The organism is Dapis brunnea BLCC-M229 (assembly GCF_050015995.1).
GTDB lineage: Bacteria > Cyanobacteriota > Cyanobacteriia > Cyanobacteriales > Microcoleaceae > Trichodesmium.
Genome location: NZ_JBNHEP010000223.1, coordinates 1 through 24434 on the forward strand (window position 1 = coordinate 1; position 24434 = coordinate 24434).

Consider the following 24434-nt stretch of genomic DNA (forward strand, 5'->3'; position numbering starts at 1 on the left):
CGACCGCTTGTTTCTCCTTTAAAGGAGAGGCTTTAAACCTTAATTATTCGGTAAATAATCTGAACAGTTTTTTTGATGGAAGCTATATTTCACAATCTATTTCAGATAAAATTTCTAGAACTTATTTTTAGATGATGTCTGAGTGAATTATTATCAATAATATGGCTCGATAACCCATAAATATCGGATTTTTAAGTAGTGAGAAATTAGAAAAAAGTGGCAGATGCAGAACTAAATCAAGCTCAAAAACCAGGAATTTTTCCCTTTTGGAAAAATTCCGAAAAATCAACAGTATAACTATTCCCTATTGCTTATTTCCTATTCCCTGGCCTCAGCAAAATACTTTTTCAGCAAGCCATAATTATTATTATACCCAACACCAGAAAAATTCAGTAAAACTACGGGTGACATTTTTGACTAGCCTGAATTATATTTAGTATTAAAGGGCTGAAAATTCCTGCTATATTGTCCTATAACTAAGACCTTAAAGAGTAACAATTATTACTCTTTGCTTAGAGAATAACTAATCAGGCTGATTATCTAACTCCAAGGGTGTATCTACCAATAATCACCCTTTAGGAGAAAGAAAAATGTTAACTGCAGATCGTCAGATTAATCATAAATTAGAAACCCCTAATTTTTTATCCCCAAATCTTGTTTTTATTGATTCACAAATTGAGGATTATCAATTCTTAATTTCAGGCATTTATGAAGGAATAGATGTAGTTGTTATTCCCCAAAATAAAGACGGAATCAAAGTTATTACAGCGACTCTAGAAAAATATATAAACTATCAGCAAAAATTAGATGCTATTCACATATTTTCCCACGGTAGTCCTGGCAGTTTAAAATTAGGAAATATATTTCTAAATCAAGAGACCATTAAACTGTATAAAAATCAGATTCATAAATGGCAAGCAGCACTAAACATAACAGCAGACATCTTACTTTATGGTTGTAATGTTGCAGCCGGAATAGGTGAAAACTTTGTCCAGAAATTACATCAACTAACTCAAGCAAATATTGCTGCTTCAGTTAATCTCACAGGTGCTTATCCAGGAGATTGGAAATTAGAATTTACCACCGGAAAAATTACAGCTCCTAAAGCATTAAAACCAGAAATAATGGCTACTTATAATGGTACTTTAGGCACCATTATAGTAACTAATAATAATGATAGTGGTCCTGGTTCCTTAAGACAAGCGATCGCCGATGCTAACTCAGGAGACACAATTGAATTTGACTCTAGTTTAACTAATCAAACTATTACCCTCACTTCTGGTCAATTAGAAATTGATAAAGACCTAACTCTTGATGGTGGCAATGCTCCTAATTTAACTATTAGTGGCAACAACAGCTCTAGAATTATAGACTACCAAGTAATTCCTAATTTTGATTTGCTACCTGAAAATCCCGATCTAAAAACAGAACCTCTAATAATAAAAAATCTAACATTTGCCGATGGAAAAACTACAGAAATAGGAAAATCTGGCGCTGGTGGTGCGATTAGAACCGAAATTTATACAGAATTAATTGTTGAAAATAGTACCTTTATTAACAATACAGTTAGTGGTAGAGGTGGAGGAGCAATTTACAGTGGTTATAACAGTAAAGCCACAATAATTAATAGTAAATTTGATAATAATGATAGTAGTCAAGCTATTGAAAATAGTGAGAAATTAGGCGAACATGGCGGTGGTGCAATTTTAATTTGGAGTGAAAGTGAATTAACTATTCAAGAGAGCGAATTTACCAACAATAAAGGTACAACTGGAGGTGCAATTAATAATCTATTAAGTCAACTCACAGTAGAAAACTCTATCTTTAAAAATAATGACTCTACAGCAGGCAGTGCTGGATTTGAAAATGGTCATGGCGGAGCAATTTATACTGATGGTGCTAGTCTTAATGATAGTACTAGCTCTGGCACAATTAGAATTAGTAATAGTCTATTTGAAGGAAACAAAGCTGCTGGAGAAGGAGGTGCTCTATTTTTATTTGGTTATCCTCCAGATGAAATAATTGTCGAAAATAGCACTATTATTAATAACTACGTTATTGAAGGTTTTAAAGGATACAGTATAGGTGGCGGAATTAGAGCAGGCAATGCTGAATTCACTTTAACTAACAGCACCCTTGCTAATAATTTAGCCTTAACTCAAGGTGGCGGTTTATGGGTAGGAGAAAATGCTACATCCACAGTAATTAATAGTACCTTTTCTAACAACGCCGCTTTCCCTGCTCAACTAGATTCTAATCAACAACCCATAGTTGATAGTGATGGAAACTATGTCTTAGACGAAGAATATGACATAACCAGAGCAATAGGTGGAGCAATGACTCTTTTTGTTCCTACTACCATAACTAACTCCACTTTTGCCAATAATCATGCCGGATGGTGGGGTGGTGCGTTTACAGGCGATCGACCTACCACAACAACTAACTCAATTTATTATAACAATACATCCGGAAATCCCTTCAATCAAGCTAATCAAACAGCAAATCAATTAAATGATGGCGGGGGTAATATTCAATATCCCGATCAAGCTAATACTAATGACACCAAAATAACAGCAAATATTACTGTTGCCGATCCCCTATTAGGAGAACTACAGGAGGTTAATGGTGTATTAGTGCATCCTTTATTATCAGGAAGTCCTGCCATTGATGCAGGAGTTAATACTGATGCACCGACCACAGACCAGTTAGGCAATACTCGCCCCGTGGATGGCGATCGTAATGGGAGCGAGAACGCTGATATTGGTGCTGTAGAGTTTATCCCTACATCATGTATAACAGGAGACAGCTCAGATAACTTACTCAACGGTACATCAGATGATGATTGTATTGATGGTCTTGTCGGTAATGACACTCTAATAGGTGCTACTGGGAATGATACTATTAATGGGGGTGGTGGCAATGATACAGTAGGTGGAGGTGCGGGTAACGACCAACTTAACGGTGATGCAGGTAATGACTCTCTCACTGGTTGGATAGGTAATGACATTATTGATGGGGGTGATGGTTTCGACACTCTCCAAGGTGGGGATGATGCTGACACCCTCAACGGTGGCAGTGATGCAGATACTCTCAAAGGAGGCACAGGGAATGACCTACTCAATGGCGATCGTGGGGACGACTTGATTCAAGGTCAAGCAGGTGATGATGAACTTAACGGTGGTGATGGTCAAGATACAGTTGGTGGTGGTAATGGCAACGATATTGTCAACGGCAATGCAGGTAATGACTCCCTCACTGGTTGGTTGGGTGATGACACTCTAACAGGTGGTACAGGAAATGACATTCTTCAAGGTGGAGATGGTCTAGATATTCTTAATGGCAAAGAGGGAATAGATACTTTAACAGGTGGTAGGAATAGCGATCGCTTTATCTTTGATATTGGCAGTCAATTTAATCTGACTGATATTGGTTCGGATATTATTACAGACTTCAATAGTGCTGAGTCAGACAAAATAGTTCTAGATAAAACTACTTTTAGCAGTTTAGGTAGTGTAGTTGGGGATGGTTTCAGCATTATAGCAGAATTTGGTGTCGTTGATAGTGATGCAGCAGTAGCTACTAGCAGTGCTGATATAGTTTATAATTCTGCTAATGGTCAACTTTTCTATAACCCTAATGGTGCAACTAGCGGTTTCGGTGATGGAGGTCTGTTTGCAACTTTAGAGAATACTCCTAGTATTAGTGAAAATGATTTTATGATTAGTAATTAGCAGGACTTACGCAAAGACATTATATATAGTGTCTTTGCGTAAGTCCTGATTGTAAAATATTAGATATTTTAGTTGATTTCTGTGAATGGTAAAAAGTAGAGACCGTGGTTCTTTGACTAGCTTTTGCGTACAAAATGCGCCACTCTCTCCCAACCACTAAAAGCTGCAATAATATCTAAATTGCCCCCTATGACAACTTCGCTATATCTGACCCAGAAAGCTACAAAGTAGAATTCTAGTTAACCTTCCAGCCACTCCTTGGCTGCGATATAGCTGCCGCTAGGCTCCGCCAACGCTACTTTCATGCAACAAATCCTTTCTAAAGTCCTATTTTCGTTTCTCTCAGGAATGACAGAAAAAGGTAAAAAAAAGGAACGTTTTTTTACAATGACTACCGACTGCCAGCTCTGCAAAAAAATCGTGTTAGAGTGCTAATATCAACCAGTGTTTCTATCTTGCAGTAACTCAAGGAGAATTCTATGAATCTTAAAGAACAGGTCTTAAACACCCTCTCAAGTTCCCCCTATATTGGCGCGCGAGAAATTGCAGAACGACACTCTCTGACGGTAGAGGAGCTAAACCATGCATACAAGGCAATTCAGACTTCAGAAGAGTGCCAAAAGAGGTTGCTGACGTCGATAAATCGCGATTATTTCCAGACTGTAAGAGAATACTTCGGCAAAGGGCGATACACGGTAATCTTTTTCGTTGGGCTGGGATGTCCCTATCGCTGCCCCTTTTGTCCCTCGGTAACAATTGAAAAAGACGGCTATCGCAGACTGGCGAAGTTCCGGAAAGGCCCAGGCGATCGAAAGCTAGAGTACAGGGATTTTGAAAAGATATTTGCAGATCTAGAGCAAATGCAGAAAAAGGGAATTATTGTTGAGGTCAAAATTTCCGGCGGACTAGAGCCGTATACAGATCCAGAGACTATAAATTGGATACTGGAATTGGCAAGCCGCCAAAATGTAGATTCGACTATATTTACTAACGGCGTTTTGTTACGCGACCCAAAAAACCGCGAGATTGCTTTGAAAAGCGATAAGCTTCGTATCAGTCTAGGGACGGTAAGCGAAGAAGCTTATGCTGATGAATACTTTGGCGAACACCCCAGAAACAAAAGATCGAACAGTCTGGGAGATCTACAGAAAACAATCCGCCAACTCGTCCAAGATCGCAATGATTCGGGTGCCAGCACGGCCATCGGAATGAATACTGTAGTGGGCGAGTTTAATTTCCACGAATTAGAACAAGTGGTACTCAACGCACATGATTTTGGTGTAGATTATATTGCTATCAAGAGCGACTATTTCAAGCAAAAAGACGACGAGTGGTTTGACAAAGTAGAGACGGCGACAGCGGCAATTTCAGGGCACACGCGCGACGGAAAAATCGGCGACATGCGCGTAATTCTGACGGGCTCCCAAGAGCGAAGCAGCTTCTTAAATAGCTCATTGCAGGGGAAATGCCTACCAATCGACCAGGCAATGCGCCAAATGTTCATTGATCCTTTTGGCCAGTGTACCCCGGTCCACTGCTGGGCATTTCCCGTACAAGAAAAAGAGCAGGAGCGGCATACCACCTCTCTAAACGAGCATACAGGTCTGCAAAAGATAATCGAAAAAACAAACGACTTTCCTTTGATCGACTACTCTAAACTTAACCCTTTTGAATTAATAATTTCGCTAGAGTCAGAACGCCAAAGGCAGGATCTGGCATTTGGAGTCGAACGGGACTGCAATCCTTATATTTCACCTCATAATGTTCGCAATCCGGACTCATTGAATTTCCGATCTTTCTGCAATTATTGAGATACCCCAATCGCTCACTATGGACATCGGTTTAAAAAACGGGTGTCCGACAGGTATTTGAACGATACCCATATGTGCGCGATCGCAAACAAATTGGAGAGTGAAAAAAATCGGGGGAGATAACAACATAAGTAGGACTTACGCAAAGACACCACATACAGTGTCTACTGATTTAGGCGATTACTTAGGGTTTGCTGATTAAATATAAAAGACTGACACAGTAAGGATTTAAGGTATTTTAAATCTGAAATTGTGCCCTGTTTTCAGCATTACACTCTCAGCTTCTCCTGGTGCTTCCTCACTCTGAAAATAATTTTCCCTATTCCTTCAAAAAAAAGGAGGCGATCGCCATTCATCGCCCCCAATATTATTTAGTTATTTGCAAATGTTTCCGGTAAGTTTCATCGCGATCGTACTCTGGGCAACTTCTGAATTCTGAATTCTAAATTCTTAAACCTTACTCTGGGTAACTTCTGAATTCTGAATTCTAAATTCTCATGCCTTCACAGCAACCTTATCGCCTACCTCAACACTTGCTACAGGAGTATCAGCTTCAGAAGGAGGAACAACTTGATAAAACTTCGGTAAATATTCAGACCAATTAGCCAAAATAGCCTTAGCTTTCTCACTACCAGTCTTTTCAAAGTGTAACGAAATCAAATCTTTTAACTGCGCCTCACCTGCTGGTGTAGACACGCGCTGAATAGAAACGATTTCATTATTCACCCTCGCTGGAAAATCACCATCTTCATCCAAGAAATAAGCAATTCCCCCAGTCATACCAGCACCAACATTACGACCAGCTTTACCCAAGCACACAATAACCCCACCAGTCATATACTCACAAGCATGGTCGCCAGCACCTTCAATAACTGCCTTACCCATCGAATTCCGGACAGCAAAACGTTCCCCTGCTTGACCATTAGCCAACAAAATACCGCCAGTCGCACCATATAAACAGGTATTGCCAATAATCACATTTTCCGCAGGGTCGTAACCTGCTTCTACAGGTGGCTTAATAATAATCTCTCCACCGTGCATTCCTTTTCCAACATAATCATTAGCCTCACCTTGTAATGTTAAGGTCATTCCTGGCAAATTGAAAGCACCAAAACTCTGACCAGCACTACCATTAAATGTGAGATTAATCAACCCCTCAAAACCAGTATTGCCATAACGAGAAGCGATAGATCCTGCTAACCTTGCTCCCACTGTACGGTCGGTATTAACAATCTTTATTGTCTTGGAAACACTACCCTGGTTGCGAATTGCAGCTTGAATTTCCCTGTCTTCCAACAACACGTCATCTAAAACACAACCGTTGCTATGAACTTTTTCATGCTTTAACCAATCTCTGTCGGTGCGAGTATCTGGCAAGTTAAGCAAACAGTCTAAGTTCAAACTTTCTGTTTTAGTTAACTGCACATTTTCCCGTGCTTTCAGCAAGTCTGCACGACCTAATATTTCACTGAGGGAACGATAACCCAACCGTGCTAAAATAGTTCGTACTTCCTCAGCAATAAACCAGAAGAAATTAACTACGTTTTCTGGTACGCCAGTAAATTTCTTACGCAACTTTTCTTGCTGAGTTGCCACACCAACTGGGCAATTATTAGTATGACAAATTCTTGCCATAATACAACCTTCAGCAATCATTGCAATGGAACCAAAGCCAAATTCTTCCGCACCCATCAAAGCAGCTATGATTACATCCCAACCAGTTTTCAGACCACCGTCTACCCGGACAGTAACGCGATCGCGCAGTTGATTTTCCATCAAGACCCGATGTACTTCACTCAAACCTAATTCCCAAGGACTTCCAGCGTGTTTGATTGAACTCAGAGGAGAAGCACCAGTACCGCCATCGTGACCAGAAATTTGAATGACGTCTGCATTAGCTTTAGCTACACCTGCAGCAATAGTACCGATGCCAATTTCTGCAACCAGTTTCACAGAAACACCAGCGTTAGGATTAATTTGGTGGAGGTCAAAAATTAACTGTGCCAAATCCTCAATGGAATAAATGTCGTGGTGAGGAGGCGGTGAAATTAGTGTAACTCCTGCTTTGGAACGACGGAGTGTAGCAATGTAGTTACTGACTTTTTTACCTGGCAACTGACCGCCTTCACCTGGTTTTGCCCCCTGAGCAACTTTAATTTCAATCTGTTTGGCACTCATCAGGTATTCTGGAGTCACGCCAAACCGACCGGAGGCAACTTGTTTAATAGCAGAAGAGGCGGTGTCACCATTTCGTAATCCCTTGAGATGAGGGAATAAACCAGATAAACCTTGACCGTTAACATCATCTAATGTCTTAAATCTTGTGGGATCTTCTCCACCTTCGCCAGAATTAGATTTGCCACCTATGCGGTTCATAGCGATCGCTAAAGTTTCATGCGCTTCCCGTGACAACGATCCTAGAGACATTCCACCAGTACAGAAACGTTTCATTATTTCTGCTGCGGGTTCTACTTCCTCTATAGGTATAGAAGGGGAATAGCTATTCAAATCCAACAAATCCCGCAAAGCTGTTACTGGTCGTCCTTGCAAATATTTCCGGTAAACTTCATAGTGATCGTACTGCGTTGTTTCTAGGTGTTTGCCATTACCATTGCCGTTAGCATGATTAAACGTTGCAACCGCCTTATGAAGTGCTTTCGCCATTTCCGGACTGTTCATGTGATATTCCCCACTAGGGCGATATTGCACAAACCCATAATTTTCCAGCTTTTTAATATTCAGTTCTGGAAACGCCCGATGGTGGAAAGAAATCACTTCTTGTGCTAACTCTGGCACTGTTAAACCACCCATTCGAGAAGTAGTTCCCCGGAAAGCTAATTCTAATAAGTCTCCACCAATACCAATAGCTTCAAAAATCTGCGCTCCCTGATAAGAAGACAACAAAGAAATTCCCATTTTAGAGAGAATTTTCAATAGTCCTGCTTCTACTGCTTTACGATAATGTTTCTGTGCTTCTTCAATAGTTATCTTTGTAATTTTGCCCCGTTCCATTTGGTTTTGAACCGTCGAACTAGACCACCAAGCACGGACAGACTCTAATGCTAAATAAGGATGAACCGCACTTGCTCCATAACCAACTAAACAAGCAAAATGATGGGTACTCCAACACTGAGCTGTTTCTACCACCAAAGATGCTTTCATCCGCAACCGTTCTTTAATCAAGTGATGGTGAACTGCACCTACAGCTAAGAGAGGAGGAATGTAAGTAAATTCTGCATTTATTCCGCCGTCGCATTTGTCAGATAGAATAATAATTTCCTTACCATTCTGAACTGCTGTTGCTGCCAGTTCGCACAAGTTATTTACTGCTGTTTGCAGTCCTTCTGGTCCATTAGCTACAGGAAATAGAGTAGAAAGAGTTTCTATGGCAAATTCGGAGTCTTGAATTTCTGTGAATTCTGCTGCGTTTAATACTGGTGATTCTACTTTTAATAAGCGTGCATTTTCGGCACTAACTTCTAATAAATTACCACGCTTACCGAGTAGCATATTGAGTGACATTACCATTCCTTCCCGCAGTGGGTCAATGGGAGGATTTGTCACTTGAGCAAATCTTTGTTTAAAATAGTCATATAGTAAATGAGGACGTTGGGAAAGAACTGCTAGGGGAATATCATCACCCATACAAAATGTTGGCTCCTTGCCCAAATTTGCCATATCACTAATCACCATATCCATGTCTTCCAAACTATAGCCAAAAGCCGTTTGTAGTTGGAGCAGGGTTTGTGATTCTAATTCAGTATTAGCTGCAAATGACTGCTTTGCTATCTGCTTTCTGTGTTTTAACCATTCTCCATAAGGTAGTCGGGAACTGACACGTTTTTTAATTTCCCAATTTTTGAGAACTTCATTAGTGCTTAGGTCTACAGCGATCGTTTGTCCGGGACCGAGGCGACCTTTTTCAATTATTTCTGCTTCTGGTATCTCAACTACTCCTGCTTCGGATGCTACGATAATTAGGTCGTTATTCGTAATGCAATAACGTGCTGGTCGCAAACCATTCCGGTCTAGAGCTGCCCCCACTTGTTTACCGTCACTAAATACTAATAGTGCCGGACCATCCCAAGCTTCCTGCAAACCACTATAATATTCGTAAAAATCTACAATTTCTGGATGGTCTACTAGGTCTGGCTGATTTCTGTATGCTTCGGGCACCATAATCATCAATGTTTCTAGTGGGGAGCGTCCGGAACTGACAATTAATTCCATCACGTTGTCTAGATTTGCCGAGTCACTACTTTTAGCATCAACAAAAGGCTTTAACTCATCCAGTCGTGACTCCCAAGTAGAGGAACTGAGACTAGCTTCCCGCGCTTTCATCCAATTAATATTTCCCAACAGAGTATTAATTTCTCCATTGTGACCAAGCAAGCGCATCGGTTGAGCGAGAGGCCATCGCGGCATTGTATTAGTGCTAAAGCGTCGGTGGTAAACAGCAAAGGAACTCTTATAAGCTGGATTTTTCAGGTCTGTGTAAAATTCTCCCAGCACTGCGGAGCGCACCATACCTTTATATACAATAGTGCGACAAGAGAAGGAGCAAATATAGGCATCTATCCCCCAAATAAAACCTTCTTTTTCTAAAGCACAACCAATATTACGACGCAATAAGTAGAGCGATCGCTCTAAGTCATCCCCTTGCAATTTGTCGGAACTAACAATTATTTGTTCGATTTGTGGTTGATTTGCTCGTGCTTGTACTCCCAATACTTCTGGTTTAACTGGCACAACTCGCCAACCAATTACTGTTAGACCTTCTGTAGTTATTGTTTTTTCAATTGCCTGACGTGCTATTGCTGCTTTCTTTTCCGTTTGAGGCAAAAATATCATTCCTACCCCACAGTTAGTAGGGTTTAATTCTAAGTTTTCAGACAGTAACTCCCAAGGAACTTGAGTCATTAAACCTGCCCCATCCCCTGAATCTTGGTCTGCACTACAACCACCGCGATGCTCTAAACAAGTTAGAGCAGGTAAAGCTTTCAATATAATTTCATGGCTTTTTTTCCCTGACGGATGAGCAATAAAACCTACTCCACAGGCGTCTCGTTCATCTACGAGCCATCTTTGGCCTTGATAAGTTTCTTTATTTGCTTTTAGATTTGTGTTAGATTCATTCATGTTTAATTTACCCATAACATTTTAACTTTAAAGAGGGTGTCACCCTTGATATAGAAGTTTTCTTCTAAGTTTTTTTGTTACTTGCTTAAACTACATACACTACATAACAAGTTGAACAACGGAGTGAAATTTTAATGTTGTTTGAAGGTTGATATAATAGCTGATATAGTGCTTCGTATTTTCCTGATTGCATTTCAAAATATATAGATAATACTTGACAAAAATAGCAGGCTATGTATAAGCACATATCTGGCATACAATTTCCCCACGAAAACCTGCAAAACTATTTTTCTTGCTATTTCATAAATTATCTTAATGATTGGGAGAAAATAATTGTGATACAAAAAATACCCTACGCTCTATTCAAGATTTATGACAAAACAGGAGCGAAACACTAATTTGTTGTTTTTTGATTCAAGTGAAATCTCTAGAGTGCAATATTTTCAACTACTTTGACCTTTAACCTCACATAATGCCAATTATTTTATGTGTAGTTGGAATTGTTTTATTTAATTATAGTCCAGTGTTTCTTCTATCAACTGGGCTTATTTATTTTTTAATTTTTTCAGTTCAGTATCACTACTGGCAGAATGGCCTTCTATAGAACCCATTTGATAGCTATTTAAAAAGAGATAGACAGGTGGGGAGTATTTTTCAACCTGCTTGGTGCGCTACTAGGTGCGCCGTGTGACGGTGAGTAAAGTGCGCCCTTCGAGTTTCTTGAGAGTCACCCAACTGCCGTTCACGTAGCGTCTCTCAAAGAGATACCCGAAGGGCGCGAGGTCGCAGGAGCTTTTTCCCTTATGCCTTCCCTCCATATTCTGAGTTATGACTTTTTAATCCTGACTCCTGACTCATGGTAAAAAACGCGGGTCGCTAACTAAAGATACCTTCAGGGGTTCTATAGGGTGACAGTAAAATTTACTAAGCATGGAGTCAGTTCTGATACCAGAGTTGATATTCTGTCCACAATAATATTAAGCTCAAGAGTATTTATCGGAAATCTAGTAAGTATAAATAATTTTTGATTTTTTCTAGTATTTTCTACATAGATTCATAGATATGGTATATGAAGATTTGATAGAGATTTGGAAAAAGCTTGAATGGGGGGTGACAGTAATAGGGGTAACTTTGCTATGGTTGATCTGGTATCCAATTTAACTCAAACCTATAAATAAAATATTTATCTATCAGTATGTAATTTGATATGATATACTATTAGACCTAATATTTATACTGGATATTTAATGGCCTTTGAGTTAGGGAGACCAATTTAAAATATTTCTTTTGGAGAGCGTCAAACAATGGTACAACTTAAAGAAGCATCTCAAACTCCTAAGTTATCTATACCTTCTGCCTTACAAGGACTTAGTAGCACAGAACGTCCTTGGGGGTCATTTACTACTTTAGAAGAAGGAACTGGATACAAAATTAAGCGTATAGAAGTAAAACCAGGACATCGACTCAGCCTACAAATGCACTACCACCGTAGTGAACATTGGGTTGTTGTTTCAGGAACTGCTAAGGTTACCTGTGGGGATAAAGAGGAAATTCTAGAAAATAATCAATCTACTTATGTGCCTCAGTGTACTTCTCATCGCTTGGAGAATCCAGGAGTTATTCCTCTAGTATTGATTGAAGTACAAAATGGAGAGTATCTTGGAGAGGATGACATTGTTCGTTTTCAAGATGATTATGCTCGAGCAAAGTCTTAATTAAACTGGTAAGCCCAAAAATTTTCTCAATGATTAACTTGAGCGAAGCAGCAGCCCAAGAGATTATTCGTCTTCAGTCCAAACAAAATCAACCAAATGCCTTATTTCGTTTAAAGGTTAAACCTGGTGGTTGCTGTAGTTTATGTTACATAATGCAATTTGATTCAGAACAAGCTAGTAGCGATCGAGTTTATGACCATGGCCAAATTAAAGTTGTAATTGATTCTCAACAACTCAACTATCTGAATGGATTAACCTTGGATTATTCTGAGGATCTTATGGGTGGAGGGTTCCGATTTAACAATCCTAATGCTAAAGTGGCTTGCGGTTGTGGTAATTCTTTTTCTGTTTGATGTTGACAAAAGCATCTAACTAACTTAATATAAAAGATTGTTTGTCAAGTTATTTGGAATAACTAGGGACAAAGCACAAAAAAATGTTCCTTAATTTCCCAAAACTTCCTCAAAAGTAGACCGTTGCACCACAGACTTATTTGGTGCAACGGTAAATTATTCCTAATTAAATAATTTAATCAATTATCGAATTAATTATCCCAATATTAGGTATTAGGCAAATAATATAACTTTCTTTTGAGACTAAAAAAATATATCAGTGGGAAAACTGAAGATAATCTTAAGAGTAATTTGCCTAAATTTGCAGCTCCTGCTCTGAGAGTATGGGTAAAAAATTTGTTAAGTAAACTTGCCTAGAATTATTCTACTTTTGTACGTATCGAGAGTATAAAAACAATTATCAAGAAGAACTGTAACTAATGCCGACAATTCAACAACTGATTCGTTCAGCTCGTCAAGACACAGAAAAGAAAACTAAATCCCCGGCACTGAAAAGTTGCCCTCAACGTCGTGGAGTATGCACAAGAGTATATACTACTACACCAAAAAAGCCTAACTCGGCTCTCCGTAAGGTAGCTAGGGTACGTCTAACTTCTGGTTTTGAAGTGACCGCTTATATCCCTGGTATTGGCCATAATCTACAGGAACACTCTGTAGTTATGATTAGGGGTGGTAGGGTTAAGGATTTACCAGGTGTAAGATATCACATTATTCGTGGAACCTTAGATACTGCAGGAGTCAAAGACCGCAAGCAAAGTCGTTCTAAGTATGGGGCTAAAAAGCCCAAAGGCTAAATTAGTGAAATGCAAAATTCAAGAAATAACTAACAAATATTGAAGATTGCATATAATCTATGAGTCAATTATTCATTTTTATAGTTTATTGGTTGTCATAATATGTCTCGTCGTAGAGTTGTTCAAAGACGTCCTGTTCCTCCAGACCCAAAATATAATAGCCGGTTAGTGAGTATGATTGTCCGGCGCATAATGCGTCACGGGAAGAAGTCTGTAGCCTTTAATATCGTTTACGATGCCTTTAAAGCTATTGAAGAAAGGACAGATTCCGATCCACTAGAACTATTTGAAAAGGCAGTCCGGAATGTGACTCCCTTAGTAGAGGTTAAAGCTCGTCGTGTAGGTGGTGCTACTTACCAGGTACCGATGGAAGTACGCTCTGATAGGGGAACTACCCTGGCTTTGCGTTGGTTAGTGCAATATTCTAGATCCAGAGGTGGAAAGACAATGGCTATGAAATTGGCTAATGAGTTGATGGATGCAGCTAACGAAACGGGTAGTGCTATTCGCAAGCGAGAAGAAACTCATAGAATGGCAGAAGCTAATAAGGCTTTTGCTCACTATCGTTACTAATTAAATTGATAATGGATAATGGATGATTAGGGTTTGCTGATTAAATATCAAAGCATTCAAAGATAAAGGTTTGAGAAATTTTAGGTTCTGAAAAAGTACCAGCTTTGCGGTTGATAGAGCTGAAAAAGTGAGGATTTTGGGGTAAATATGGTAGAAAAACTAAGGGGCGATTCTTTCGACCACCTCTTCTATAAATTCCCATTGATCCAGACTCTGTAGGGACGTTGCTCTGTAGGGACGTTGCATAAAACTACAAAAAGCAAAAAGACTTTATTCAGCAAACCCTAATTAGAGATGGTTTTCATTATCCATTATCCATTATCCATTATCCATTATTTAAGGAGGTAGCTGTGGGAAGAACTATGCCACTTGAGCGCGTGCGAAATATTGGCATTGCAGCTCATATTGATGCTGGTAAAACAACAACAACAGAGAGAATCCTATTTTATTCTGGCATAGTACATAAAATGGGAGAGGTTCACGATGGCACCGCAGTTACCGACTGGATGGCTCAAGAGCGAGAACGTGGAATTACTATTACTGCGGCTGCTATTAGTACCAAGTGGTTAGACCATCAAATTAATATTATTGATACTCCAGGACACGTAGACTTCACAATAGAAGTAGAACGTTCTATGAGGGTTCTGGATGGTATAATTGCTGTTTTTTGTTCTGTTGGAGGAGTACAACCTCAATCAGAAACGGTTTGGCGACAAGCTGACCGTTATAAAGTGCCTCGTATGGCCTTTATCAATAAAATGGACAGGACAGGGGCGAATTTCTTCAAGGTGTATGAACAAATTCGCGATCGCCTCCGAGCTAATGCAGTTCCTATTCAAATTCCTATTGGTAGTGAAAATGAATTTAGGGGAATTGTAGACTTGGTGGGAATGAAAGCTTTTATCTATACTAATGACCTGGGAACAGATATTCAAGAAACAGAAATTCCAGCAGAAGTACAAGAGTTAGCTCAAGAATATCATCTCAAGTTAATTGAGTCAGTAGCAGAAACTGATGATGCTTTGACAGAAAAGTACCTCGAAGGTGAGGAACTAACAGCAGAGGAAATTCGTAAAGCTCTACGTCAAGGGACTATTGCAGGTACAATTGTACCTATGCTATGTGGTTCTGCTTTCAAAAACAAAGGCGTTCAGCTTTTATTGGATGCAGTAGTAGATTATCTGCCAGCTCCGACAGAAGTTCCACCAATTCAAGGAACACTGCCAAATGGTGAGCAAGATACAAGACCTTCAGATGATGAGGCACCTCTAGCAGCTCTGGCATTCAAAATTATGTCAGATACTTATGGCCGTCTCACTTTTCTCCGGGTATATTCAGGAGTCCTTGCTAAAAGTAGTTATATTCTAAATTCTACCAAAGATAAGAAAGAAAAAATTTCTCGTCTAATTGTTCTCAAAGCTGATGACAGAATAGATGTTGATGAACTAAGGGCAGGAGATTTAGGAGCAGTTGTTGGGTTGAAAGATACCTTGACAGGAGATACGGTTTGTGATAAAGAACATCCAATTATCCTAGAGTCTCTTTATGTTCCTGAGCCAGTTATATCTGTGGCTGTGGAACCGAAAACTAAACAAGACATGGAGCAACTGTCCAAAGCACTTCAGGCTCTTTCAGATGAAGACCCCACATTCCGAGTAAGTATCGATCCAGAAACTAATCAAACAGTAATTGCTGGGATGGGTGAACTTCACCTAGAAATCTTGGTAGATAGGATGCTTCGGGAATACAAGGTAGAAGCCAATGTAGGCCAACCACAGGTAGCGTACCGAGAAACTATTCGCCAACAGGTTGAGGCAGAGGGTAAATTTATCCGTCAAAGTGGTGGTAAAGGTCAGTATGGTCATGTAGTCGTAGAGATTGAACCAGGAGACCCAGGCAGTGGCTTTGAATTTGTCTCTAAAATTGCTGGAGGGACAGTACCTAAAGAGTTTATTAGTCCAGCAGAGCAAGGAATGAAAGAAGCTTGTGAAGTAGGTGTTTTGGCTGGTTATCCATTAATAGATGTTAAGGCTACTCTGATAGATGGATCTTACCATGATGTGGATTCTTCGGAAATGGCTTTTAAAATTGCTGGTTCTATGGCAATTAGAGAAGGTGTTACTAAGGCTTCACCTGTATTATTAGAGCCTATGATGAAAGTAGAGGTAGAAGTACCTGAAGATTTTATCGGTAATATTATTGGAGACCTGAACTCTAGAAGAGGACAAATAGAGGGTCAAGGAGTAGAAACAGGTATGGCTAAAGTAACGGCAAAGGTTCCTTTAGCAGAAATGTTTGGTTATGCTACTGATATGAGGTCAAAAACTCAAGGTCGTGGTATCTTTTCGATGGAATTTAGTAATTACGAGGAAGTGCCTCGTAATGTGGCTGAGACTATCATTGCTAAAAGCAGAGGATATGTTTAGTAGTTTGGGAAATTGTCTGTTTTTTAGGTTAAAATTTTAGCTTTGGGTTGAATAATGTGAAAATAAAATAATTGATAACCAAATGAAAACTTCCAACTTACTTCAAAAGTAGGCAATTGTCTAAAACAAAAGCTAACAAAGATTAGATAAAGGGATAGGCAGAGTTTTCAAAATTTATCTATTATTATCAGTGCATCCGTTCCCTAACCCAAGGGAGGCGGAATTAACAACGGAAAAAAGGAACAACTAATTAATGGCACGCGCAAAATTTGAAAGAAATAAACCCCACGTCAATATTGGAACTATTGGCCACGTTGACCATGGTAAAACAACTTTAACTGCTGCAATTACAATGAGTCTAGCAGCACAGGGGAAAGCAAAGGCAAGGAACTATGCTGATATTGATGCAGCTCCAGAAGAGAAAGCACGGGGTATCACGATTAATACTGCTCATGTAGAGTATGAAACAGAAGGGCGTCACTATGCACACGTTGATTGCCCTGGCCACGCTGACTATGTAAAAAATATGATTACAGGTGCTGCTCAAATGGACGGTGCAGTTTTGGTGGTTTCGGCTGCTGATGGCCCAATGCCCCAAACTCGTGAGCATATTCTGTTAGCAAAACAGGTAGGGGTTCCTAATATAGTAGTTTTCCTCAACAAGCAAGATATGGTAGATGATGAAGAACTATTAGAATTGGTAGAATTGGAAGTTCGAGAACTTTTGAGTGACTATGATTTTGATGGTGATAATATCCCTATAGTTGCAGGTTCGGCATTACAAGCAGTAGAAGCATTAACAGCCGATCCAAAGATAGCAAAGGGTAGCAATGAATGGGTAGATAAAATTCTGGCTCTGATGGATGAAGTGGACGGCTATATTCCTACACCAGAACGTGATGTTGATAAGCCATTCTTGATGGCGGTAGAAGACGTATTCTCTATTACTGGTCGTGGTACGGTAGCTACAGGCAGGATTGAACGTGGAAAAGTCAAAGTGGGCGAAACAGTAGAATTGGTTGGAATCAGAGAAACTCGTAGTACTACTGTTACAGGTGTGGAAATGTTCCAGAAAATTCTGGACGAAGGAATGGCTGGAGATAATGTAGGATTACTACTGCGTGGTATGCAGAAAACTGACATCCAACGTGGTATGGTTTTAGCTAAACCAGGTTCTATTACTCCCCACAAAAAATTTGAATCGGAAGTATATGTTCTGAAAAAAGAAGAGGGAGGCCGTCATACACCTTTCTTCCCAAATTATCGCCCTCAATTCTACATCCGGACAACAGATGTGACTGGTGCTATTGAGTCTTTTACTGCTGATGATGGTAGTTCAGCAGAAATGGTAATGCCTGGTGACCGGATTAAAATGACAGTTCTACTAATCAACCCTGTGGCAATTGAGCAAGGTATGCGTTTTGCTATTCGTGAAGGTGGGAGGACTATTGGCGCTGGTGTTGTTTCTAAGATTATAGAGTAGAACAGCTTCCTGAGAGATTAACTAGCAGAAAAGCACATATATAAATTATTGATATTTGCTTTTCTGCTGCTGATTAATGAAAGTTAATTTTTATAGTCTATTGCCAGTCAATCAAACTAGCAATGGATAATTGAAAACTAAAAATCTGAACCTAGAAAATTAAAGATAAATGGCCACAATTCAACAGCAAAAAATTCGTATTCGTCTGAAGGCATTTGACCGCCGTTTACTAGATACATCTTGTGATAAAATTGTAGATACGGCAAATAGAACTGGAGCTACGGCTATAGGGCCAATACCTTTGCCCACTAAACGACGCATTTACTGTCTGTTGCGATCGCCCCACGTTGATAAAGATTCACGGGAACATTTTGAAACAAGGACTCATCGTAGAATTATAGATATCTATCAACCTTCCTCAAAAACAATTGATGCTTTGATGAAACTTGATTTGCCGGCAGGTGTAGATATTGAGGTAAAGCTATAGAGAAATTAAGCCATGAGCAAGTAGGAGTTGAGAATTCTTAATAATGCCCATGGCCTAAAGTAATTTGCTAATCTATAGTTCTTGAGATATTATAAGATTTGCTGTTACATATAAATATGCAAGGATAGAAAAATCCGCTAAAGTATAAGAAGTATAAGTACCAAAAATCTATTAACACTAGGAAAATGGCATCCTCTTCTGTAGCTGTTCGAGAACTCCCCCTATTTCCACTACCAGAAGTAGTATTATTTCCAGGTAGACCTCTACCACTACATATCTTTGAATTTCGCTATAGAATTATGATGAACACAATTCTAGAAAGTGATAAGAAATTTGGAGTTCTAATGTGGGATTCTGCTCAAGATAGAGTTGTGGCAACTGGATGCTGCGCTAAAATTGAGGATTATCAGCGCTTACCTGATGATCGGATGAAGGTTTTAACTGTAGGTGAGCAAAGATTTAGAGTTTTAGATACGGTGAGAGAGAAACCGTATTTAGTTGGTTTAGTTGAATGGATAGAAGATTACCATTCAGAAAATGAACTTGGAGGGTTAGCAAATCAGGTTGAAGTGTTACTTAGAGATGTAGTTCATCTTTCTGGAAAACTTATGGATCAGAGCATAGAGCTACCAGAAGATGTTCCTAATTTACCAAAAGAATTATCGTATTGGGTAGCTAGCAATCTTTATGGTGTGGCAACTGAACAGCAAGCTCTTTTGGAGATGCAAGATACTGCTGCTAGACTAGAAAGAGAAGTAGAAATTCTCAGCTCTACCCGCAATCATCTTGCAGCGAGAACTGTTCTTAAAGACACTTTAAAATAATAAATTAGTCGTTTTGTAAGTTCAAAATATTATGTTTCTAGAAAATTATTTCTAATATTAAATTCAAGTAAACAAACATTAGAAATAATAGAATTGTAGTTCAAAGTTTAGGTAGTAGGAAGTGAATCATAAGCTACACTTCCTGCTGCCTAAATATTCTTTGTTTTTTGTTAAAAAAATCCTAGCAATTGTTCTGAAATTGCTTAGTTACTATAATAACAATTTATGGATCAATCCTTGCCGAATTTTGAGTAATACTACTTTAATAATACGAAACTAATTATACTAAATCTCAAAAGTTTTGCTACATCTCCTTAAGTAGTTAGTAGGAATTAACCATGGTTAGTCCATGGAGGCGAAAGGAGTCTAAAAGAGGGAGTATGTCCTGCAATTAAATTTGATATTTAGGACGAGAAGCAGTAGAACTCAATACTTACTTATAAATCATACACTTTGGCTACCAGGAGCTAAGATAGACCTTTGTTCACTTTCAGCTAATACCTTAGTTTCATCACAAGCCCATTTATGATAATCTACCAATAATTGATGGGTTAGTCTTTGTTTGATTGTCATTAATACACTTTTGAGCAAGCCATTACCAGTTGTTTCTAAAACTGGTAATGGTGTTAACCATAATGGAGGGGGTAATTCTACTTTAACCTCTAAATCGGCTTTACCCTTAAGATGAGTAACTTCTTTGATTTGCAAGGGTTCAAGAATGCCAGTCAGATTGAGAGTAAAACGTTGGTTGATGTACTCTACGCCACGAATTTGACATCCCTCTGACTTTAAGTAAATTGTGCCTTTAGGACTAGACCACAACCGCATATCTACAGTTGGTTGAATAGTCAACATCATAAAGTGTAGTGGACGCATTTTCAAGCGGAAACAATCTTTATCTAATTGCTCTAATCTTGTTGGGTCAACCAAAGCATTAACTAAACGCTTTGGTTGACGGAGATAATGCTGAATAGGAACTTGTTGCTCTACTACAGGAATATCTACTGATTGTGAAGCAGTAAATCTAATAATCATAATTTTTTCAAAAAATCAATATCTAATGCCTAAACTTTAATTAAAATTTACATTTTTTAATGTGATTTAAATCACATTAAAGTATCTGCTCAAGTTTGGTTAATAATTGGGAGGTAATTTAGGTAAAATTAATTAATTCTCATAAATAATAATACCTGATAGATGAGAAGTAAGTAAAGAAATGTAATTTAATTTTGCGAAGTGTAAATTTTTTAAATTTGTAGAGATTTCCTTGAATGTGAAATCTAAAAAACAATGGAGGTTTTATGACTATATCTATCGCGCATCTTGGCCCTGCTGGAACTTATGCGGAGACCGCAGCAGTGGCATTTTCTCAAAAACTGAGTCAGCTTGGTCAAAAATCTTTTCTTTGTCCATATCCTAGTATTGCTCAAACTTTATGGGCAGTTTCTAAAGAGCAAGTTAATTTGGCAGTTGTACCTGTAGAAAATTCTATTGAAGGAAGCGTTACTATTACTCTAGATACACTTTGGCAACTGGATATTTTAGAAATTCAAACAGCATTAGTTTTACCTATTTCTCATGGATTAATATCATTAGCTGGTAGTTTTGAGGAGATTAAAACTGTTTATTCTCATCCACAAGCTTTAGCTCAATGTCAAGGTTGGTTGGAAAAGTTTTTGCCACAAGTACAGCAAATTCCAGCTAATTCTACCACAGAAGCATTAGGTCATTTAGAAACAGATCGGAGTGCTGCAGCGATCGCTTCTCAAAGAGCTGCTGAACTTTATCAATTGCCTGTATTAGCTTATCCAATTAATGATTATCCTGATAATTGTACTCGCTTTTGGGTATTGAAACAAGGACGTACAGAAATAGAAAATTCGGCTTTAAAACTAATAATTAATACAATAAATCAACCAGAAAATTCAGTTTTTACTTCTTTAGGTTTTACTGTACCTGCAAATGTACCAGGTGGTTTGGTTAAACCATTGCAAGTATTTGCCAAAAGGGAGATTAATATGAGTAGAATAGAATCTCGTCCGACGAAACTATCTCTAGGGGATTATTTATTTTTTATTGATATAGAAGCTAATAGTAATGATAATTACGTCAAGGCAGCGATAGAAGAGTTTAAAACTTATACAAAAATCCTCAAAATCTTTGGCAGTTATAGTATTATGCCAATCAATTTAGGGAGTAGGGAGTAGGGAGTAGAAAGAGTGAAGAGGGATGGATGGAAAGATTTGATGAGTGAAAGGTCGGCACTTTTTTGGTGCTTCACAAGATGAAAATATTTCTGGTATTGCTTTTAGGGAAAATTTCTGAAATAGAGCGATATAGCTGCCGCACTTGCTCCGCCTTTCATGTCGCTCCGCGTTTCATGTCGGCTCTTAGCCGAAAACGCGGAGCGGAACGGAGTTCTATCGCCCTATTAGCAACTCAATTTAGTTGAATAAAAAGTCATTCGTATAGGCGAGTTAATCCATCTAAGCTTTAGAATATCACAATTTTTATGAGGATGCAACGGAAAATCCTTTGACGCGCGATTTTTTTTGGAGCTTTATAAAATGAAGATGTTTGTGGTTTTGCGCTGAAGAGAGAGGGATGGATGGGAGGATTTGACTGAGTGAAAAGTCGGCACTTTTTTGGAGCTTCACAAGATGAAAATATTTCTGGCATTCCTCTGAGGAAAAATTCCTGAATCTGATTTATTTTCTTTGAAGAAAGTAAATTCAGTTGAATAAAAAGTCATTTGTATAGGCGAGTTACTACATTTAAACTTTAGAATATCACAATTTTTATGAGGATGCAACGGAAAATCCTTTGACGCGCGATTTTTTTCAGGAGCTTCATAAAATGAAAATGTTTGTGGTTTGTTACTGAAGAGGGATGGATAGAAGGATTGGATCAGGCAAAAGCAAAGATTTTGGGGAAGTTCCAAAAGATGAAAATATTTCTGGCATTCCTCTGAGGAAAAATTCCTGAATCTGAGCGATTAAGCTGCCGCACTTGCTCCGCCTTTCATGTCGGCGACAGCCGTTAACGCAGTTATGCGCTAGCAAAACGTGGAGCGGAACGGAGTTCTATCGCCCTCTTAGGAACAAAACTTTAGTTGAATAAAAAGTCATGCTTATAGGCAAGTAACCCCAGTTAAACTTTATAATATCACAATTTTTATGAGGATGGAACCGAAAATCCTTTGACGCGCGATTTTTTTCATGAGCTTCATAAAATGAAAATGTTTGTGGTTTTCCACTAGGGAAGTTATAGATGGAAAGATTTAATCATAGGAAAAATCTGATTCTAATCTTAAAAGTAGTGGAGTAAGGGAGCATTGTTCAATCTTTTTCCCGTATTGCCTCTATTCCACTTCCAACTCATAACTCAAAAATTTTTACATAGGTAAAGATACGATTAGGATTTCTATAAGGAATAAGGGAGAAAAGAGAAGGAAAAAAAGCTGCGGGAATGTTAGCATTTTAGGTTGAAAAGGGCAGAAAAATCACTCTTACAATTCTTCTGACTACCTCCTCTATAATTCAGATTTTTCCTGACTCCTGACTCCTACCCTTTAGATGATATTTTGCAGCACAACTAACAGACGTTGAATTTGTTTTTCCCAAGTTAAATCTTGCATAAAACTAACAGCAGCATTGCTCCGAAGTTGAGCATCTTTTGGATTGGAATATACTTTTTCTAACATTTCTACTACTTCTTCAACATCAGATTCTCCCCAACCTTCTACACCTGGAAAATGAGAGGTAGGTTTGACATATTTTTGACAATGTAATGGATAACAATGAGAATCATTAATAATATCTAAATGTCCGGTATTAGCAGAAATAATTGTTGGAATACCACAAGCAAGACTTTCCATTGCCACAAGATTTGTTCCGCCTTCGCAACGATTTGTAAATACAGCAACATCAGCTTCTCGTAATATTTGTCCGACCATATAATTAGGAATCGGACCAACATCAATAACTGCATTACTAGGAATATTATTTTCTAGGAACCATTCAGTAATTTGTAAACGTTTATTTTGACTAATTTTCGGTAATCCAAGAACATTTCCTGTTTGTTCAATTCCTGCCATAAATTGAGGCCAGAAATTATGCCAAGCTGTAATTAATAATGCTTCTGGATGCCGTTTTTGGAATATTTTAAAAGCTGCTATGACAATATCTTGACCTTTGCGATATTCTAGCTTTCCACCGGAAAAAACAACAAAGCGATCGCCAAAAATATTAGATTTAGGTGCGGGATGAAAAATTGTTTGGTCAATGCCTTGTAAAACTTTTTGTACGGGTTTGATACTATTACTTTCTAGAATTTTGGTATTCCAGGTAGATCCGGTAATAATCAAATCATAAGCTTTGGAGCGATTAATTTGTTCTGAGGTAAATTGAGTATTTTCTGAGAAAATAATTCCAATATTTTTGGTTCCTACAATATTATTACTTACAGAAAAATTACTACCTAAAGCTTGTAAGATTGGTAAGTTGAGATTAATTTTTTTGCCTCGGTGATTTTTGAGTTGATTTTGCAAATTTTTCTGAGCATCAAAAGCTGGATTTAGTAAAGCTTGATGTAGGGGATTTAATATTCCAGGTTGAATAGAAGGAGGGACTAATAATAAAGGTTCATATTTGGGATTTTGAAGTAGTTGGAGAGTAAGATTAATACCATAAATACCCCAACCAGTCATCGGATTTAATGGCCAGCCAATAGTAATTATTTTCATTATTTCAGAAATTGAATTTTTGAGATTATTAGATTTTTTTGTATTACTATTAAGGGTTAAAACGGCAGTTTGAGGATGTGGAATTTTTTGACCAGTTACTAGAGTAGATAAAGTCTGAGATATTTGGGTACAAACTTCTTGCCAATTATCAGATTTACTCTGACGAAATAACCTCATTGTTGGATACCAAGGACTATCTTCACGGTCTGTCAACCAGCGCCAGTCAGAATCAAAATTTAACATTACCCAAACAGGTTTATCTAATGCTCCTGCTAGGTGAGCAATAACTGTATCTATTGTAATTACTAAATCTAATTGTTTTATTGCTGCTGCCGTATCAGCTAAATTCTTAAA

Annotated in this window: 14 protein-coding genes; 11 read left to right on the forward strand and 3 right to left on the reverse strand. The window is 38.4% G+C overall.

The window, feature by feature from the left end; all coding sequences use genetic code 11:
* Positions 1–590: 590 nt before the first annotated feature.
* Positions 591–3731 carry a DUF4347 domain-containing protein gene (locus ACP6PM_RS24465; RefSeq protein WP_426589269.1) on the forward strand — a complete coding sequence of 1047 codons (3141 nt, stop codon included), beginning with the start codon at positions 591–593 and terminating at the stop codon, positions 3729–3731.
* 479 nt (positions 3732–4210) lie between these two features.
* Positions 4211–5542, forward strand: coding sequence for a radical SAM protein (locus tag ACP6PM_RS24470; protein ID WP_426589271.1), 1332 nt, complete (start codon positions 4211–4213; stop codon positions 5540–5542).
* 495 nt (positions 5543–6037) lie between these two features.
* On the opposite strand, the gene gltB is transcribed toward ACP6PM_RS24470, so the two are convergent.
* A complete protein-coding gene (gltB, locus tag ACP6PM_RS24475) occupies positions 6038–10681 on the reverse strand; it encodes a glutamate synthase large subunit (protein ID WP_426589273.1) in 4644 nt (1547 codons plus the stop codon).
* A gap of 1304 nt (positions 10682–11985) precedes the next feature.
* On the opposite strand from gltB, the gene ACP6PM_RS24480 reads away from it, so the two are divergent.
* From ACP6PM_RS24480 to ACP6PM_RS24515, 8 genes are all read left to right on the forward strand, one after another.
* A complete protein-coding gene (locus ACP6PM_RS24480; RefSeq protein ID WP_426589275.1) occupies positions 11986–12396 on the forward strand; it encodes a phosphomannose isomerase type II C-terminal cupin domain in 411 nt (136 codons plus the stop codon).
* Positions 12397–12425: 29 nt separating this feature from the next.
* Positions 12426–12749, forward strand: a complete 324-nt coding sequence (locus ACP6PM_RS24485) for a HesB/IscA family protein (RefSeq protein WP_426589277.1) — start codon at positions 12426–12428, stop codon at positions 12747–12749.
* A 419-nt stretch (positions 12750–13168) separates the two neighbouring features.
* The gene (gene rpsL / locus ACP6PM_RS24490; RefSeq protein ID WP_293094685.1) at positions 13169–13543 is read left to right on the forward strand and encodes a 30S ribosomal protein S12; all 375 of its coding nucleotides are present in this window, start codon (positions 13169–13171) and stop codon (positions 13541–13543) included.
* 102 nt (positions 13544–13645) lie between these two features.
* The gene (gene rpsG, locus ACP6PM_RS24495) at positions 13646–14116 is read left to right on the forward strand and encodes a 30S ribosomal protein S7 (RefSeq protein WP_293094683.1); all 471 of its coding nucleotides are present in this window, start codon (positions 13646–13648) and stop codon (positions 14114–14116) included.
* Positions 14117–14466: 350 nt separating this feature from the next.
* Entirely contained in the window at positions 14467–16542 is a 2076-nt protein-coding gene (gene fusA, locus ACP6PM_RS24500) for an elongation factor G (protein WP_426589278.1), read from the forward strand.
* A 253-nt stretch (positions 16543–16795) separates the two neighbouring features.
* Positions 16796–18025 (forward strand): elongation factor Tu, encoded by a 1230-nt coding sequence (gene tuf, locus ACP6PM_RS24505; RefSeq protein ID WP_426589279.1) that lies wholly within the window; start codon positions 16796–16798, stop codon positions 18023–18025.
* A gap of 169 nt (positions 18026–18194) precedes the next feature.
* Positions 18195–18512 carry a 30S ribosomal protein S10 gene (gene rpsJ / locus ACP6PM_RS24510; RefSeq protein ID WP_426541825.1) on the forward strand — a complete coding sequence of 106 codons (318 nt, stop codon included), beginning with the start codon at positions 18195–18197 and terminating at the stop codon, positions 18510–18512.
* A gap of 185 nt (positions 18513–18697) precedes the next feature.
* Positions 18698–19336: an LON peptidase substrate-binding domain-containing protein gene (locus ACP6PM_RS24515; protein WP_426589280.1), complete on the forward strand. Its 639-nt coding sequence runs from the start codon at positions 18698–18700 to the stop codon at positions 19334–19336.
* Positions 19337–19780: 444 nt separating this feature from the next.
* Here the strand turns inward: ACP6PM_RS24515 and ACP6PM_RS24520 are convergent, their stop codons facing one another.
* Positions 19781–20371, reverse strand: coding sequence for a DUF1997 domain-containing protein (locus ACP6PM_RS24520; protein ID WP_426589282.1), 591 nt, complete (start codon positions 20369–20371; stop codon positions 19781–19783).
* A 266-nt stretch (positions 20372–20637) separates the two neighbouring features.
* Here ACP6PM_RS24520 and pheA point away from each other — a divergent pair, with 266 nt between their 5' ends.
* A complete protein-coding gene (gene pheA, locus ACP6PM_RS24525; RefSeq protein WP_426589284.1) occupies positions 20638–21543 on the forward strand; it encodes a prephenate dehydratase in 906 nt (301 codons plus the stop codon).
* 1364 nt (positions 21544–22907) lie between these two features.
* Here the strand turns inward: pheA and ACP6PM_RS24530 are convergent.
* Positions 22908–24434 (reverse strand): glycosyltransferase (locus tag ACP6PM_RS24530; RefSeq protein WP_426589286.1); only part of this gene is annotated, 1527 nt, incomplete at its 5' end.

Excerpts from the sequence above, each read along its gene's own strand:
- ACP6PM_RS24465 (WP_426589269.1), top strand. The coding sequence starts at position 591 with ATGTTAACTGCAGATCGTCAGATTAATCATAAATTAGAAACCCCTAAT.
- ACP6PM_RS24470 (WP_426589271.1), top strand. The coding sequence starts at position 4,211 with ATGAATCTTAAAGAACAGGTCTTAAACACCCTCTCAAGTTCCCCCTAT.
- gltB (WP_426589273.1), bottom strand. The coding sequence starts at position 10,681 with ATGAATGAATCTAACACAAATCTAAAAGCAAATAAAGAAACTTATCAA.
- ACP6PM_RS24480 (WP_426589275.1), top strand. The coding sequence starts at position 11,986 with ATGGTACAACTTAAAGAAGCATCTCAAACTCCTAAGTTATCTATACCT.
- ACP6PM_RS24485 (WP_426589277.1), top strand. The coding sequence starts at position 12,426 with ATGATTAACTTGAGCGAAGCAGCAGCCCAAGAGATTATTCGTCTTCAG.
- rpsL (WP_293094685.1), top strand. The coding sequence starts at position 13,169 with ATGCCGACAATTCAACAACTGATTCGTTCAGCTCGTCAAGACACAGAA.
- rpsG (WP_293094683.1), top strand. The coding sequence starts at position 13,646 with ATGTCTCGTCGTAGAGTTGTTCAAAGACGTCCTGTTCCTCCAGACCCA.
- tuf (WP_426589279.1), top strand. The coding sequence starts at position 16,796 with ATGGCACGCGCAAAATTTGAAAGAAATAAACCCCACGTCAATATTGGA.
- rpsJ (WP_426541825.1), top strand. The coding sequence starts at position 18,195 with ATGGCCACAATTCAACAGCAAAAAATTCGTATTCGTCTGAAGGCATTT.
- ACP6PM_RS24515 (WP_426589280.1), top strand. The coding sequence starts at position 18,698 with ATGGCATCCTCTTCTGTAGCTGTTCGAGAACTCCCCCTATTTCCACTA.
- ACP6PM_RS24520 (WP_426589282.1), bottom strand. The coding sequence starts at position 20,371 with ATGATTATTAGATTTACTGCTTCACAATCAGTAGATATTCCTGTAGTA.
- pheA (WP_426589284.1), top strand. The coding sequence starts at position 20,638 with ATGACTATATCTATCGCGCATCTTGGCCCTGCTGGAACTTATGCGGAG.